The 13,019-nt window shown below is 69.2% G+C and carries 14 protein-coding genes, 1 pseudogene and 1 riboswitch; of the genes and pseudogenes, 5 read left to right on the forward strand and 10 right to left on the reverse strand.

Annotation, left to right across the window (positions count from 1 at the left end; genetic code table 11):
• Positions 1 to 98: 98 nt before the first annotated feature.
• From EPN98_RS15340 to EPN98_RS15355, 4 genes and pseudogenes are all read right to left on the reverse strand, one after another.
• Positions 99 to 1,337, reverse strand: a complete 1,239-nt coding sequence (locus EPN98_RS15340; protein WP_366558481.1) for a nucleotide disphospho-sugar-binding domain-containing protein — start codon at positions 1,335 to 1,337, stop codon at positions 99 to 101.
• An 80-nt stretch (positions 1,338 to 1,417) separates the two neighbouring features.
• Positions 1,418 to 2,056 (reverse strand): TetR/AcrR family transcriptional regulator, encoded by a 639-nt coding sequence (locus tag EPN98_RS15345; RefSeq protein WP_293363777.1) that lies wholly within the window; start codon positions 2,054 to 2,056, stop codon positions 1,418 to 1,420.
• A 77-nt stretch (positions 2,057 to 2,133) separates the two neighbouring features.
• Positions 2,134 to 2,819, reverse strand: a pseudogene (locus EPN98_RS15350) (2OG-Fe(II) oxygenase).
• A gap of 66 nt (positions 2,820 to 2,885) precedes the next feature.
• Positions 2,886 to 4,094 carry an alpha-hydroxy acid oxidase gene (locus tag EPN98_RS15355; protein WP_293363778.1) on the reverse strand — a complete coding sequence of 403 codons (1,209 nt, stop codon included), beginning with the start codon at positions 4,092 to 4,094 and terminating at the stop codon, positions 2,886 to 2,888.
• Positions 4,095 to 4,280: 186 nt separating this feature from the next.
• On the opposite strand from EPN98_RS15355, the gene EPN98_RS15360 reads away from it, so the two are divergent.
• Entirely contained in the window at positions 4,281 to 5,891 is a 1,611-nt protein-coding gene (locus tag EPN98_RS15360; protein WP_293363779.1) for an ABC-F family ATP-binding cassette domain-containing protein, read from the forward strand.
• Here EPN98_RS15360 and EPN98_RS15365 read toward each other — a convergent pair.
• Genes EPN98_RS15365 through EPN98_RS15375 form a run of 3 tightly spaced genes read right to left on the reverse strand, consistent with a single transcriptional unit; the run spans position 5,863 to position 7,099 of the window.
• Positions 5,863 to 6,162, reverse strand: a complete 300-nt coding sequence (locus tag EPN98_RS15365; RefSeq protein ID WP_293363780.1) for a DUF1330 domain-containing protein — start codon at positions 6,160 to 6,162, stop codon at positions 5,863 to 5,865. The genes EPN98_RS15360 and EPN98_RS15365 overlap by 29 nt on opposite strands.
• Positions 6,159 to 6,584 (reverse strand): PaaI family thioesterase, encoded by a 426-nt coding sequence (locus tag EPN98_RS15370; RefSeq protein ID WP_293363781.1) that lies wholly within the window; start codon positions 6,582 to 6,584, stop codon positions 6,159 to 6,161. The genes EPN98_RS15365 and EPN98_RS15370 overlap by 4 nt, the downstream gene beginning before the upstream one ends.
• Positions 6,584 to 7,099, reverse strand: a complete 516-nt coding sequence (locus EPN98_RS15375; RefSeq protein WP_293363782.1) for a 6,7-dimethyl-8-ribityllumazine synthase — start codon at positions 7,097 to 7,099, stop codon at positions 6,584 to 6,586. Before EPN98_RS15375 ends, EPN98_RS15370 begins: the two co-directional genes overlap by 1 nt.
• Before the next feature lie 86 nt (positions 7,100 to 7,185).
• Positions 7,186 to 7,342: riboswitch (FMN riboswitch) on the reverse strand.
• 189 nt (positions 7,343 to 7,531) lie between these two features.
• Between EPN98_RS15375 and EPN98_RS15380 the strand changes: the two genes are divergently transcribed.
• Positions 7,532 to 7,909: a VOC family protein gene (locus EPN98_RS15380; protein WP_293363783.1), complete on the forward strand. Its 378-nt coding sequence runs from the start codon at positions 7,532 to 7,534 to the stop codon at positions 7,907 to 7,909.
• A gap of 15 nt (positions 7,910 to 7,924) precedes the next feature.
• Here EPN98_RS15380 and EPN98_RS15385 read toward each other — a convergent pair whose 3' ends face one another.
• The 3 genes from EPN98_RS15385 to EPN98_RS15395 are packed head-to-tail and all read right to left on the reverse strand — an operon-like array spanning position 7,925 to position 9,821.
• Positions 7,925 to 8,374, reverse strand: coding sequence for a flagellar basal body protein (locus tag EPN98_RS15385; protein WP_293363784.1), 450 nt, complete (start codon positions 8,372 to 8,374; stop codon positions 7,925 to 7,927).
• Positions 8,374 to 8,724, reverse strand: a complete 351-nt coding sequence (locus tag EPN98_RS15390) for a rod-binding protein (RefSeq protein ID WP_293363785.1) — start codon at positions 8,722 to 8,724, stop codon at positions 8,374 to 8,376. Before EPN98_RS15390 ends, EPN98_RS15385 begins: the two co-directional genes overlap by 1 nt.
• Complete coding sequence (locus EPN98_RS15395) at positions 8,724 to 9,821, reverse strand: flagellar basal body P-ring protein FlgI (RefSeq protein WP_293363786.1); 1,098 nt, start codon at positions 9,819 to 9,821, stop codon at positions 8,724 to 8,726. Before EPN98_RS15395 ends, EPN98_RS15390 begins: the two co-directional genes overlap by 1 nt.
• A gap of 189 nt (positions 9,822 to 10,010) precedes the next feature.
• On the opposite strand from EPN98_RS15395, the gene EPN98_RS15400 reads away from it, so the two are divergent.
• From EPN98_RS15400 to EPN98_RS15410, 3 genes are all read left to right on the forward strand, one after another.
• Entirely contained in the window at positions 10,011 to 10,445 is a 435-nt protein-coding gene (locus EPN98_RS15400; protein ID WP_293363787.1) for a flagellar assembly protein FliX, read from the forward strand.
• 93 nt (positions 10,446 to 10,538) lie between these two features.
• On the forward strand, positions 10,539 to 10,967 hold the full coding sequence (gene dksA / locus EPN98_RS15405; RefSeq protein WP_293363788.1) for an RNA polymerase-binding protein DksA: 429 nt from the start codon (positions 10,539 to 10,541) through the stop codon (positions 10,965 to 10,967).
• A 145-nt stretch (positions 10,968 to 11,112) separates the two neighbouring features.
• The coding region (locus tag EPN98_RS15410) for an NAD(+) synthase (RefSeq protein ID WP_293363789.1) at positions 11,113 to 13,019 on the forward strand (1,907 nt) is incomplete at its 3' end.

Consider the following 13,019-nt stretch of genomic DNA (forward strand, 5'->3'; position numbering starts at 1 on the left):
TCCTTTGCCCGGAAGATCGTTCGCGGCGCCGCGCAGGCCAATGTGGCGATGCCAACACATGTCCGAAAGCCGCGAGCCCGACCGCGGCCGAGGCGCTGTCAGCCCGCGAGGCAGAGATCGGTGCGCTCGTTCGCCAGGACCAATCCCTCGAGCAACTCCACGACCGGTGAGGTCTCGCGCTCCATGGCGACCGCATTGCCCAGGGTCCGGGCCGCTTCCGCAATGGTCGGATCGCTCAGGAGTCGGCGCAGCGCCATACGAATCTCCGAGGTCGATGCGGTTGGGTCCAGCCGAAGCCCCGCCCCGCGAGCGGCGACGCGCGCGGCGTTGTCGTTCTGGTCCCGACCGTGCGGAATGACCAGCATGGGGCGGCGATGCGCCAGCGCGCGCGTCACCGTGCCGTGGCCGCCGTGCGTCACCACGGCCACGGCCGCGCGCATCACCGCGTCGTGGGCTGCGTTCGCGGCGAGCCTGCAGTTGTCCGCCGGCCGCAGGGCGTCGGCGTCGATGCTGCCGCCCAGGGTCACGAGCAGGCGGAGCGGCAACTCGCCGGCCGCGTCAATAACGCGCTGCAGCACCACGGTGTGGTTCTGGAACGTTGTGGAGAACGCCACCAGGACCAGCGGCCGATCATCGCCCGGCGGCCATGGCGAGACCCAGGTCTGCGCCCACGCCGGCTCGTCCAACTGGGGACCGACGTAGCGGACCTTCGCCGGCAGCGTTTCTGGCGCGAAGTCGAACGCGCGGGCGGTGGCCAAAAGCACAGCCTGCGCCGCCTCGGCCTGGTCGATTGCGTGGTCAAGGGGCGGCAGGCCCAGGTGAAGGCGAGCCGTATTGATGGCGGGCAGGCCATGGTCGAACAGGGCGACGACGCCGTCGCGCATCTCGGCGTGCAGGGCGACCTCGGCCTCGGTGCGCGGCGGCGCCAAGCCAGGGCCCATCGGCGGCACGCCGGGGATCGGGAACAGGCTGATATTGGCCGCCAGGTAGCAGAAGGGTTGGCCCACAGCCTCGCAGGCGATGGCGACGCCGAACAACATCTCGCTGGTCACCACCAGCTCGGCCGGTTCGCGCTCCAGTTCGGCGATCACGTCCTGTGCATAGGCAAGCGCGGGGCCGGCCCAGACGACGTCGATCGCGTGCTGCAGGCCCGCCGCCCCCTCGTACGCCCAATCGCTAACCGTCTCGCTCGCCGGGGTGCGGTCGGGTCGGCTGGGCGCGCGGGTCCAGGGGACGAATGTCGCGCCCGCCGCCTCGCATTCGAAGCGGTTGCAGGCGTCGCTCATCACCCTCACGCGGTGTCCATGGTGGAGCAGCTTGCGCACGACGGTGAGCATGGGGGCGACAGTTCCACCACCTTCCCAGGTGGCGAAGAGGAACGACTTCATTCGAAAGCGGCGGGCGGCTTCGGCTTGGGTCATCGGGGGATGTCCTGCGTAGGAAGGGCGTTGGAGATGGACAGCGCGGCCTGGATCAGCCGCAACATGTGATCCTCGAGTTCGGAGATTGAGCGGCCCATGTCCCGACGTATGAGCTTCCACACATAGACATCGGTGGCGACGACCAGGCCGTCGAGGCGGCGGCGTGCGATATCGTCCGGTTGCCCGGCGAGTTCGGGTGCGAACACGCGCTCGACCCAGCCCCGGTGGCTGGCGCGGCCGGTGTCGGTCATGCGGCGCAGCGCCGGATAGCGGTCTTCCTGCGCGAGAGCGCGCATATAGACTTCGCCGTTGACCTCATAATCGCGCACGAGGGCGGCGACGGCCGCGGGGGCGTCGCCAGGCGGCGCCTCACGAGTGCTCAGTACGTCACGTTCGATGGCGTCCGAGGTTGGTCCAAGCAACCCTTCCTTGCCGCCGAAGCGGCGGATGATCGTCTGCACTGTAACGCCAGCCTCCTGGGCGACGTCCTCGAGGCGGATGTCCTCGAACCAGAGCCGTTCCAGGCGAGCCCGGAAGGCATCGACGATCCGCTGTGCAGTCGCCTCCGCCGCAGCCGCGCGGGCGGTCTGCCGGTAGGGGCGGCGTTCGTCTGAAAGCTCGGCGTCAATTTTCATGTGGGCGCTACTAACACGAATAACGCCGCTCGCAACAGTTTTGTGTGAGTCTAACTAACTTGAAATGATCGGACCCTTCAGAGGGCGTCGTGAAAGATGATACCGAGCGTGTGCCGGCAGCCTTTGCGCAGGCGGCTGACGCCGTGGCGCATGTTCACCCGATAGACGCCTTTGCCGCCGCGGATCGGGCGGTGGTGAACAGGGAAGACCACCGCGTCGCCCTGGCGCAGCGGCACGACTTCGACGCGCGACTGCATGCGCGGCCGCTGCTCGGTGAGGACGAACTCGCCGCCTTCGAAGTCGCGGCCAGGCTCGCTGAGCAGGATCGCCGCCTGCAGCGGGAAGACCTGCTCGCCATAGAGGTCCTGGTGCAGGCAGTTGTAGTCGCCCGGCCCATAGCGCAGCACCAGCGGCGTCGGCCGCGTCTGGCCGGCGGCGTGGCAGCGCGCCAGATACTCGGCGTGTTCGGCGGGATAGCGAGCGGCTTCGCCCAGCGTGGTGTTCCAGCGGTTCGCGATCTCGGCCAACGGCGGCCAGAGCGCGGTGCGCAGGGCCTGAACCGGATCGGGCAGGGGAAGGCGAAGTAGCGGTACTCGCCACGCCCGAACCCGTGACGCGCCATCACGACCGTCGAGCGATAGCCGTCGCCGTCGTAGCGCGCGGCGATCGCCTCGCAGGCGGCGGGGTCCAGCAGTCCGGGGATGCGGGCGCAGCCGTGAGTGTCCAGGTCGGCCGCGACGGCGGTCCAGTCGATGTCGGTCATGGCCGGGACATCGCGCCGGCGTAGGGCGCGTTCAACCCACCATGCGGACGCCAGGTCCGTAAGCCGCTAGACCAGATGCTGGATGTTGGCCTTGCCCAGGTCGGCCAGGCGCGTGACGCCGCACTGGCGCATGGCCTCCAGCAGCTCGTCGTCGATCAGGCGCATCGCGGCGGCGACACCCTCCTCGCCGAACGCGCCCAGGCCCCAGATGTAGGGCCGCCCGATCGCGACGGCGTCCGCGCCCAGCGCGATCGCCTTGAATACGTCGGTCCCGCGCCGGATGCCGCCGTCGACGATGATCGGCGCCTTGCCGCCGACTGCCGCGACCACCTCGGGCAGCGCCTCGACCGTCGCGATGAGACTGTCCTCCGCGCGGCCGCCGTGGTTGGAGACGATGATGCCGTCGGCTCCGCGGCGCAGCGCAATCTTCGCGTCCTCGCCGGTCATGATTCCCTTCACCAGCAGTGGCGACTTCGTGACCGCGCGCAGGTTCGAGACATAGTCCCAGGTGAAGGCCGGCGCAGAGATGGTGCGGACCCGGCTGGTGTCGATGCCCTGGTAGTTTGGTCGCCGCAGGTTCTGGGTGGCGCGCTCGGCGGGCGTGCCGTGGCAGGCCTCGCACGGGCGGTCGTCCAGGCGGGCGAGGCGCTGCATGGTCTCGCGCCGCATGCCGCCGCCCAGCAGGTCGAGGGTCAGCACGATCGCCCCGGCCCCGGCCGCATCGGCGCGGCGGACCAGCGCCTTGGCCACCTCGATATCGCTGGTGGGATAGACCTGGAACCAGACGGGGGCGCCGCGGGCCTTGGTGACCTCCTCGATGCTGGTGGACGAGACCGTCGACAGCATCTGTAACGCTCCGCGCGCCTTGGCCGCTCGCGCGGACGCGAGCTCGCCGTCGGGATGGAAGGCGCGCTGCGCCGACAGGGGGCACAAGGCCACTGGCGAGGCGAACGTCTGCCCGAACAGGGTCACGCCGATGTCGATCCTGCTGACATCGACCAGCCGCCGCGCCCGCAGGCCCCAGCGGGAATACCCGGCGGCGTTGGCGGCCACGGTCCTGTCGTCGTGGACGCCGGTCATCAGGTAGCCGTAGTGCGCCGGCGGGATATTCCTGGCGGCCACCTCCTGCAGTTCGAACACGTTGAGGGCCTGGGCGGCGCTGGTGATCGAAGGGGCGGCCGCGCCGTCGGCCATGGCGGGTGCGGCCCAAAGGGGGCTGGCGCCCACGAACTGCAGAAAGCGCCTGCGCGCGAGCGCGCCGCCGTGAACGGACATCACCTGACTCCCCCCAACCCCGGCGGCGATCCGAACACGTTCCTCGCGTCGGCGCCAGCATCGCCGGATTGCGGGCCGCACGGTTCGCACCTAGATTTCGCCCCTTCACCCCGAGGAGCAGGCCGATGCGGCGCGCGCTGGACAATCCGACCACCCGATCTGTCCACGTCGCGAAGACCCTGCGCCATGCCCTCTCTGATCACGCTCGACGGCCTCAGCTACGTAACGCCTGACGGCCGCAGCCTCTTTGAAAACCTGACACTCGCCTTCGGGACCGAACGCACCGGACTCGTGGGGCGCAATGGCGTGGGCAAGTCCACGCTGTTGCGTGTGGTGCTGGGCGAGCTGCCGCCGACCGCGGGAGCCCTCAGCGTTCACGGGCGCTTGGGCGTGCTGCGCCAGGCCTTGATCCCGCCGCCTGGCGCTACCGTCGCGGCGCTGATGGGCGTGGACGCGGCGCTCTCGCGGCTGCGCCGTGTCGAGGCGGGCGAGGGGACCGAGGCTGACTTCGCCGAGGCCGACTGGACACTGGAGGGCCGACTTGAGCAGGCGTTGGCCGGCGTCGATCTCGCCGGTCTCGACCTCCAACGCCCGGCGGCTTCGCTCAGCGGCGGTCAGGTGACCCGGGCCTCGCTGGCGGGGCTGTTGGCCGCCGAACCTGACCTGCTGCTGCTGGACGAGCCGACCAACAACCTCGACGCCGCGGCCCGCGACCTGATTGCTGAGGTGCTGAGGACGTGGAAGGGCGGGGCGGTCGTGGTCAGCCACGACCGGACCCTGCTCCGGCAGATGGACCGGATCGTCGAACTCTCCAGTTTGGGCGCTCAGGTGTTCGGCGGCGACTACGACCTCTACGTTCAGCGCAAGGCCGAGGCCGAGAGAGCCGCCGCCCGCGAGCTGGCCGACGCCGAGAAGCAGGTGGCTCGTGTCGCCCGCGAGGTCCAGGTCGCCGCCGAGCGCAAGCAGCGCAAGGACGCCGCCGGCAAGCGCACGCGGGCCAGGAACGATGCGCCCAAGATCCTGCTCGACGCCCGCCAGCAGCGGGCCGAGACGTCGGGGGCCCGGGCTCTCCACGTGGCGGACCGCCTGCGCGCCGAGGCGTCCGAGGCGTTGGCGGACGCCGACGCCCGGGTGGAGCGCGTTCGTCGCCTGACCTTCGACCTGCCGCCGTCCGGACTGGCGCCCGGCAAGCTGGTGGCCGGAGTGGAAGACATCGCCTTTGCCTGGCCGGGCGGCGCGCCCGTGCTGAAGGGCGTTTCGCTCAGGATCGTTGGTCCGGAGCGCGTGGCGGCATCCGGCCCAAACGGGTCCGGCAAGACCACGCTGATCCGGCTCATCGCGGGCGAACTCATGCCCACGGGCGGCAAGGTCATTCGCGGCGTGAAGGCGGCGTTCCTCGACCAGCAGACCGCGCTGCTGGGCGACGACGCCACCCTGGTCGCGGCGTTCCGGCGGCTCAATCCACGGGCCAGCGAGAACGCGGCCCGCGCCGCGCTCGCGCGCTTCCTGTTCCGCAACACCGCCGCGGAGAAGCCGGTGGCGGCGCTTTCGGGCGGCGAGCGGCTGCGCGCGGCGCTGGCCTGCGTCCTGCTGGGCGACGAGCCACCGCAGCTCCTGATCCTGGATGAGCCCACCAACCACCTGGATCTCGACAGCATCGGCGCCGTCGAAGCCGCCCTGGCGGGCTACGACGGCGCCTTGCTGGTGGTCAGCCACGACCGCGACTTCCTCGAAGCCGTAGGTATCCAGCGGGAGATCGTCCTGCCCCTCAGGTCGGGGAGGGAAAGCCCGGCGTGATGACGATCTCGCCCTCCGACGCAGCCAGGCGGTGCTTGGCGATCTCCCGGTACTCCGCGGAGCCTGCCCAGGCGAGGGCGGCGTCGCGGTCCGGGAACGCGAGGATCACCAGCCGGCGCGTGTCGGGCGGACCCTCCAGCACCTCAGGGGCATCGTTCACGGCCAGGATCTGGCCGCCGTACTTGGCGAAGATCGGCATGAAGCCGGCCTCGTACTGACCGTAGCGCTCGCGGTCGTGGATCGCGATGCGGGCGACGATGTAGTGGGTCATGCGGCAGCCTTCCTGACGACGCGAAACACCGCATTGGCCCGGGCGCACGGCTGGCCGTCGGCGGTGACGAAGGCCTGCGTGAAGCATAGCGTGCCGCCCGGCTTCACGAACACCGTATCGAACTCCAGCCATTGTCCCGTGTGGGCCGAGGCCAGGAAGTCGACGGTCAGGTTCACGGTCACCAGACTGGAGACCTCGCCCAGCTTGCGCACGCACGACAGTCCCATGGCGTTGTCGGCCAGCGCCGATATCAGCCCGCCGTGGACGAAGCCGCGACCGTTGCAGTGCGGCGTGCCGACCCGCAGGCCCAAGACGACCGTGTCGCCCGAGACCCGCCGCCACAGCGGCTCCCAGGGATCGGTGACGGGACTCTTGCGGCCGTGACGCTCGAAGCCCGCCGGGACGTCGAGGAGGGCCTCCATCACACCGCTCCCGCCAACTGCGCCAGGCTGGTCAGCGTGCCGTGGCAGGCGCGCGCGGCCTCGGCGCCCTTCTGGCGGAAGTGGGCTTGGAAGAAACCCTGGTGGGTCTCGTGCTCATGGAAGTGGTGCGGGGTCAGCACCACCGAGAACACCGGCGTCTCGGTCGCCAGCTGCACCTGCATCAGCGCCTGGATCACCGTCTGAGCGACGAAGTCGTGGCGATAGATGCCGCCGTCCACCACGAATCCGGCGGCCACGATGGCGGCGTACCGGCCCGTGCGGGCGAGGGTCTGGGCGTGCAGCGGGATCTCGAAGGATCCGGGCGTTTCGAACTTCTCGATCGCCTCGGCCGGGATGCCCAGGCCGGCCATCTCGTCGACAAAGCCGGTGTACGCCTCGCGGACGATCTCGGCGTGCCAGAGGGCGTGCACGAACGCGATCCGCCCGGCCCGATAGGCGCCGTTGGCGGTGGGGAATTCCAGGGTCTTGAGTTCGGAGGTCTTCAGTTGGGTCATGGTTCGGCTCCCTTGGGAGTTTCGAGGACCACGACTCAGGGGGCAGGCCACGCATACGCAAGGCGGAGCTCCGCCTGACGCAGCTTGGCCGTTCTCATAACCGGACTATGACCGTCGGCTCCGGGATCGCACCGGCTCTGCTCGTCCTTCGCCGAAGCGAAGCGCCCGCGGGCTCGTCCCTCTCTCTTGCGAGGGGAGGGCATTACCGCCGGTGGGGAGTTACACCCCGCCCTGAGAACGTAGGCCGCCGGACGGTCCGGCAGCGAAAACCAGCATAGGCCGAAGTCGCGACATCAAACAAGTGTTTGAACAAGCCTCGCCGGGCGATCGAGATCGGGTTCCTTGGAATGGACTGCAGATCGCCACCCGATTGGCGCTTGTCGCCGCGCCATCGCCCTCGCACATCAAGGCCCAGTCAGGCGGAGCCCTTGCATGTTCGATCACCTGTCCCTTGGCGTGCGTGACCTGGGCGCCGCGCGCCGGTTCTACAACGCCTTCTTCGCCCCGCTGGGCGCCAGCATCGCCTCCGAGAAGCCCGGCGAGATCGCCTATGGGCCCGGGGGTGCGTCGGGGCTGCTCTACCTGTATTCGGTCGAGGGTGAGCGGGTCGCGGGCCTGGGCGCGCACCTGGCGTTCAAGGCCGAGACGCGGGCTGCGGTCGATGCGGCCTATGCCTCGGCCATGGCCCAAGGCGCGACCGCGATCCGCGTCGCCGGCCCGCATCCTGATATCGCCCCCGACTACTACGGATGCGTGATCCTGGATCCCGACGGCAACAAGCTGGAGATCGTCGCCGGGACGATGCACTGACGCGTCGGTGGGGGGCTAGGCGCGCCGGTTGAGGGTGATCGCCGTGGCCACGGTCGATGACGACGGGTTCTGCGTGCCGGCGGCGCCGTAGGAGACAGCCTTGGTGCGCTGGCTGGCGACCTCGTCGGCGATGCACTTCACAAGGCCTTCGGTGACCGTCCGGGCCGCCTCGATGGCGCGGCCCTGGCGGGCCAGCACGGCGTCGAAGGCCTCGGTGGCGCGGATCAGCCGCGTGCGCGAGGCGAGTGGCGCGCCTTCGACCAGGCGGGTGTCGGCCCGGACCCGGGCGCTCTCGTGGCGATAGAGGTTGGCCAGGCGCGCGGTCTCTTCCAGCAGGCTCGCGGCGTCCTGTGGCCGGCGGTCTTCGAAGGCCTGGGCCTGGGCGGCGATCAGCTGGGTCAGGCGCTCGGTCAGGATGACGAGCTGTTCGACGCGGTCGTCGGCGCCGTTCGCGGCGATGGCCATCAGGTGAGCCCCTGCATCTTGAGCATTTCGCGCTGGATGGTGTCCGCCAGGCCGATGCCGCCCTTCTTGGCCATCTGCTTGCCCATGGCGTCGGTCATCAGAGAGCGGAACATCTCCTCGCCGTGGCCGCCGCCGAAGGGCCCGTCGGTCTTCACGCCTTCGAACATCTGCTGGAACATGAACGAGAGGAACTGGCCTTCGAACTTCTCGGCCGTTTCCTTGGCGCGGGTGCGGATGCGTTCCACGGCTTCGGGGTCGGTCGCCGTCGGCTGGATCTTCGATAGGTCGGTGGTCGGAACCGGCCGCAGCAGCGTGGGCGAGAGGGTGGTCGGCGAGATCAGATCGCTCATCACATCACCTCGATTTCGGCCTGCAGCGCGCCCGCCGCCTTGATGGTCTGGAGGATCGAGATCATGTCGCGCGGCGTGACGCCCAGGGCGTTGAGACCGGCGACCAGGTTCGACAGCGAGGTCCCGCTCCTTACGGTGAGGAACTGCTTGCCCTTCTCTTCCTCGACCGAGACGTCGGACTGCGGGATCACCGCGGTCTCTCCGCCGCGCGAGAAGGCGTTGGGCTGGCTGACGGCGGGCTGCTCGCGCACGGTGATGGTCAGGTTGCCCTGCTGGATCGCCACGGTGGAGACGCGCACCGCGTCGCCCATCACGATCACGCCGGCGACCTCGTCGATCACCACCTTGGCCGGCGAGTCCGGCTCGACCGCCAGGTTCTCGATCTGGGCCATGAACTGCACGATGTTCTGGCCGTCGGCCGGACGGACCGCGACGATCGTCGGGCTTTCCGCCCGGGCCGTGCCCGGGAACGCTTCGTTGATGACGTCGGCGACGCGGCGGGCCGTGGTGAAGTCGGGATTGCGCAGTGTCAGGCGCATCTGGCCCATGGCGGCCAGCTGGAAGCGGACCTCGCGCTCGACGATCGCGCCGCCGGCGATGCGGCCCGCGGTGGGCACGCCCTTCAGCACGGTCGAACCCGAGGCGCCGCCGGCGCTGATCGAGCCGGTCTGCACGGTGCCTTGCGCCGCGGCATAGGCCTCGCCGTCGGCGCCCAGCAGCGGCGTGACCAGCAGGGTCCCGCCCAGCAGGCTCTTGGCGTCGCCCATGGCCGAGACTGTCGCGTCGATCTGCGAACCCGGCGCGGCGAAGGCCGGCAGCTTGGCGGTGACCATCACCGCGGCCACGTTCTTCGTGTTGAGGTTGGCGTCGCGGACGTTGACGCCCAGCCGCTCCAGCATCGCCTCGAGGCTCTGCTTGGTGAAGGGGGCGTTGCGCAGCGCGTCCCCCGTGCCGTTCAGGCCCACGACGATGCCGTAGCCGATCAGCTGGTTCTCGCGAACGCCTTCGAACTCGACGATGTCCTTGATCCGCGATTTGGCGAACGCAGGGCCCGCGATCAGGCTGGCGGCGAGGAGCAGGGCGGAGAGGAGACGCATCGGCGACCTTCGGGCACAGAGTTCGCCGCCATCTCGCGAGAACCGTGCCAGTCGAAAAGTTGTGGAAAATCAGCTTTCCGACGCCGTGGGCGGCAAGATCGACTAGGCAGATTCCTCCACCCGTTAACCATGCTGCAAGTTTGGCCGGTCAATCTCGGTCGTGAGTTTGTGAGGCCGAGCGCGTCCAACATGAAGGTCACCGGAACAGGCGGTCTGTCGCAGACGTCGGGCGCCAAGCCGGCGCGCGGGGCGGCGAGCGGCGGCGGCTTCCAGATCAGCAGCGTCAGCGCGCCCGCGGCCCCGACCCAGGTCTCCACCGTTTCGAACGTCTCGGGCGTGATGGGCGTGGAGGCCCTGCTGGCGCTGCAGGACATCGAATCGCCCACCGAGCGCCGGCGGCGGTCCGTCGGACGGGCCGGCCGCATGCTGGACGAGCTCGACAAGCTCAAGGTGGCGCTGCTGGGCGGCGAGCTCTCGCACGCCCAGCTGGACCAGCTGGCCCGCGCCGTCCGCGAGCAGCGTGCGGCCACCGACGATCCCAAGCTGGAAGCGGTGCTGGACGAGATCGAGACCCGCGCCGCGGTCGAACTGGCCAAGTTCGAAATGGCAAGCCGTGGAACCTAAGTTCGCCCAGCTCATCGGCGACGTTGAATCCGGCGGGCGATATGCCTATACAGCCCGCGCGTGTCTCAGGGTGTCCAGGGGCGTGAGGTTTTCATGAAGACAGCCGCTGTACTGGCTGATGATGCGAGCTACCGTCCTTCCGAGGACGAGGAGTTCATGAACGAGCGTCAGCTTGAGTATTTCAAGCAGAAGCTCAACGCATGGAAAGAGGACATCCTCCGCGAATCTCGCGAGACGCTGTCGCACCTCCAGAAGGAAACTGAGAACCATCCGGACCTTGCGGACCGGGCGTCCTCGGAGACTGACCGCGCTCTTGAGCTCCGCACGCGCGATCGTCAGCGGAAACTGATCTCCAAGATCGACGAGGCTTTGCGCCGGATCGAGGAGAACTCGTACGGCTACTGCGAAGAGACTGGCGAGCCGATCGGCCTGGCGCGTCTCGAAGCCCGCCCGATCGCGACGCTGAGCCTGGAAGCCCAGGAGCGGCACGAGCGCCGCGAGCGCGTCCACCGCGACGACTGAGGCCGCAGAGCCACCGGAAACCCGTAGCGTCGCCCGCTGGGCTTCGCCAACCTGCGGCGACGCCTGAGTCGGGGCGGCTTTGCCGTTCACACTCGGTCAGCCTATATATGCTCAAAGTGAGCATTACCCGGGACGGGAGCGATCGGTGACCCAGGCGTTCCATTCGATCCATACGCACGGCTTCGTCCGTGCGGCGGTGTGCACGCCGTCGGTGCTGCCGGGCGATCCCGGCTTCAATGCCGCCGAGACCCTGCGCATGGCGCGGGAGGCCGATGTCGAGTCCTGCGATCTGGTGCTGTTCCCCGAACTGGGGATCTCGGCCTACGCCATCGACGACCTGTTCCTGCAGGACGCGCTGCAGAAGCGGGTGGAGGCCGAGATCGCCGGGCTGGTCGCCGCCAGTGCGCGGTTGAAGCCGGTGCTGATCGTGGGCGCGCCGCTGGTTCATAACGGGCGGCTCTACAACTGCGCCGTCGCCATCTCGCGGGGCCGCATCCTGGGCGTGGTTCCGAAGAGCTTCCTGCCCAACTACCGGGAGTATTACGAGAAGCGCTGGTTCGCGCCGGGCGTCGGCGTCACCGGGCTGACCATGCGGCTGGCGGGGCAGGACGCCCCGTTCGGCACGGACCTGGTGTTCGAGGCGCAGGACCTGGCCGACTTCGTCTTCCACCTGGAGATCTGCGAGGACTTCTGGGCGCCGCAGCCGCCGTCGACGGCGGGGGCCATGGCCGGGGCGCTGATCCTCTGCAACCTGTCGGCGTCGAACATCGTGGTGGGCAAGGCCGACGACCGCGAGACCCTGTGCGCCAGCCAGTCGATGCGCTGCCAGGCGGCCTATCTCTACTCGGCCGCGGGGCCGGGGGAGAGCACGACCGACCTGGCCTGGGACGGCCAGGCCTCGATCCATGAGCTGGGCCGAAGGCTGGCGCAGACCGACCGCTTCCCGGCGAAGTCCGAGATGGCGATCGCCGACATCGACGTGGGCCGCCTGCGCCTGGAGCGCCTGCGCACGCCCACGTTCAACGACGCAGCGGCCGCGGCCGGCCATCCGGAGAAGGCGTTCCGCCGTATCCGCTTCGAGCATCAGCCGCACTTCGACGACGTGGGGCTGGTGCGGCCGCTGGACCGCTTCCCGTTCGTGCCCGACGACCCGGCGCGCCTCGACAAGGACTGCTACGAGGCCTTCAACATCCAGGTCCACGGGCTGGTGAAGCGCATCCAGTCGACGAAGTCGAAGCACCTGGTGATCGGGGTCTCGGGCGGGCTGGATTCGACCCATGCGCTGCTGGTGGCCGTGCGCGCCTTCGACGCCGTGGGCCTGCCGCGCAAGAACATCCTGGCCTTCACGATGCCCGGCTTCGCCACCAGCGACGGCACCAAGTCCAATGCCTGGGCGCTGATGAACAGCCTGGGGGTCACGGGGCAGGAGATCGACATCAAGCCGACGGCGCGGTTGATGCTGGAGGAGATGGGCCACCCGTTCGCCAACGGCGAGCCGGTCTACGACATCGCCTTCGAGAACGTGCAGGCGGGGCTGCGCACCGACTACCTGTTCCGGCTGGCCAACCAGCGGGCGGCCTTCGTGCTGGGCACCGGCGACCTGAGCGAGCTGGCGCTGGGCTGGTGCACCTATGGCGTCGGCGACCACATGAGCCACTACAACGTCAACGGCGGGGTGGCGAAGACGCTGATCCAGCACCTGATCCGCTGGGTGGTGAAGACCCAGCCGCTGGACGAACAGGCCAAGGCGACCCTGCTGTCGATCCTGGGCACCGAGATCTCGCCCGAGCTGGTGCCGGCCGGCGCCGACGGGGCGATCCAGTCGACCCAGGCCAAGGTCGGGCCCTACGAACTCCAGGACTTCAACCTGTTCCACATCACGCGCTTCGGGCTGGCGCCGTCCAAGGTGGCCTTCCTGGCCTGGCACGCCTGGCGCGACGTGAAGACCGGCCAGTGGCCCGAGAACTTCCCCGACGAGGCGCGCAACGCCTACGACCTGGCGACCATCAAGAAATGGCTGTCGCTGTTCCTGTTCCGCTTCTTCGAGATCAG

This window comes from Phenylobacterium sp., from assembly GCF_004299445.1.
Taxonomy (GTDB): Bacteria; Pseudomonadota; Alphaproteobacteria; order Caulobacterales; family Caulobacteraceae; genus Phenylobacterium.

Bases quoted from the DNA above. Each gene is read 5' to 3' on its own strand.
- EPN98_RS15380 (WP_293363783.1), top strand. From the start codon at position 7,532: ATGTTCGATCACCTGTCCCTTGGCGTGCGTGACCTGGGCGCCGCGCGC.
- EPN98_RS15390 (WP_293363785.1), bottom strand. From the start codon at position 8,724: ATGAGCGATCTGATCTCGCCGACCACCCTCTCGCCCACGCTGCTGCGG.
- EPN98_RS15385 (WP_293363784.1), bottom strand. From the start codon at position 8,374: ATGGCCATCGCCGCGAACGGCGCCGACGACCGCGTCGAACAGCTCGTC.
- EPN98_RS15395 (WP_293363786.1), bottom strand. From the start codon at position 9,821: ATGCGTCTCCTCTCCGCCCTGCTCCTCGCCGCCAGCCTGATCGCGGGC.
- dksA (WP_293363788.1), top strand. From the start codon at position 10,539: ATGAAGACAGCCGCTGTACTGGCTGATGATGCGAGCTACCGTCCTTCC.
- EPN98_RS15355 (WP_293363778.1), bottom strand. From the start codon at position 4,094: ATGTCCGTTCACGGCGGCGCGCTCGCGCGCAGGCGCTTTCTGCAGTTC.
- EPN98_RS15370 (WP_293363781.1), bottom strand. From the start codon at position 6,584: ATGGAGGCCCTCCTCGACGTCCCGGCGGGCTTCGAGCGTCACGGCCGC.
- EPN98_RS15400 (WP_293363787.1), top strand. From the start codon at position 10,011: ATGAAGGTCACCGGAACAGGCGGTCTGTCGCAGACGTCGGGCGCCAAG.
- EPN98_RS15345 (WP_293363777.1), bottom strand. From the start codon at position 2,056: ATGAAAATTGACGCCGAGCTTTCAGACGAACGCCGCCCCTACCGGCAG.
- EPN98_RS15375 (WP_293363782.1), bottom strand. From the start codon at position 7,099: ATGACCCAACTGAAGACCTCCGAACTCAAGACCCTGGAATTCCCCACC.
- EPN98_RS15365 (WP_293363780.1), bottom strand. From the start codon at position 6,162: ATGACCCACTACATCGTCGCCCGCATCGCGATCCACGACCGCGAGCGC.
- EPN98_RS15340 (WP_366558481.1), bottom strand. From the start codon at position 1,337: ATGCTCACCGTCGTGCGCAAGCTGCTCCACCATGGACACCGCGTGAGG.
- EPN98_RS15360 (WP_293363779.1), top strand. From the start codon at position 4,281: ATGCCCTCTCTGATCACGCTCGACGGCCTCAGCTACGTAACGCCTGAC.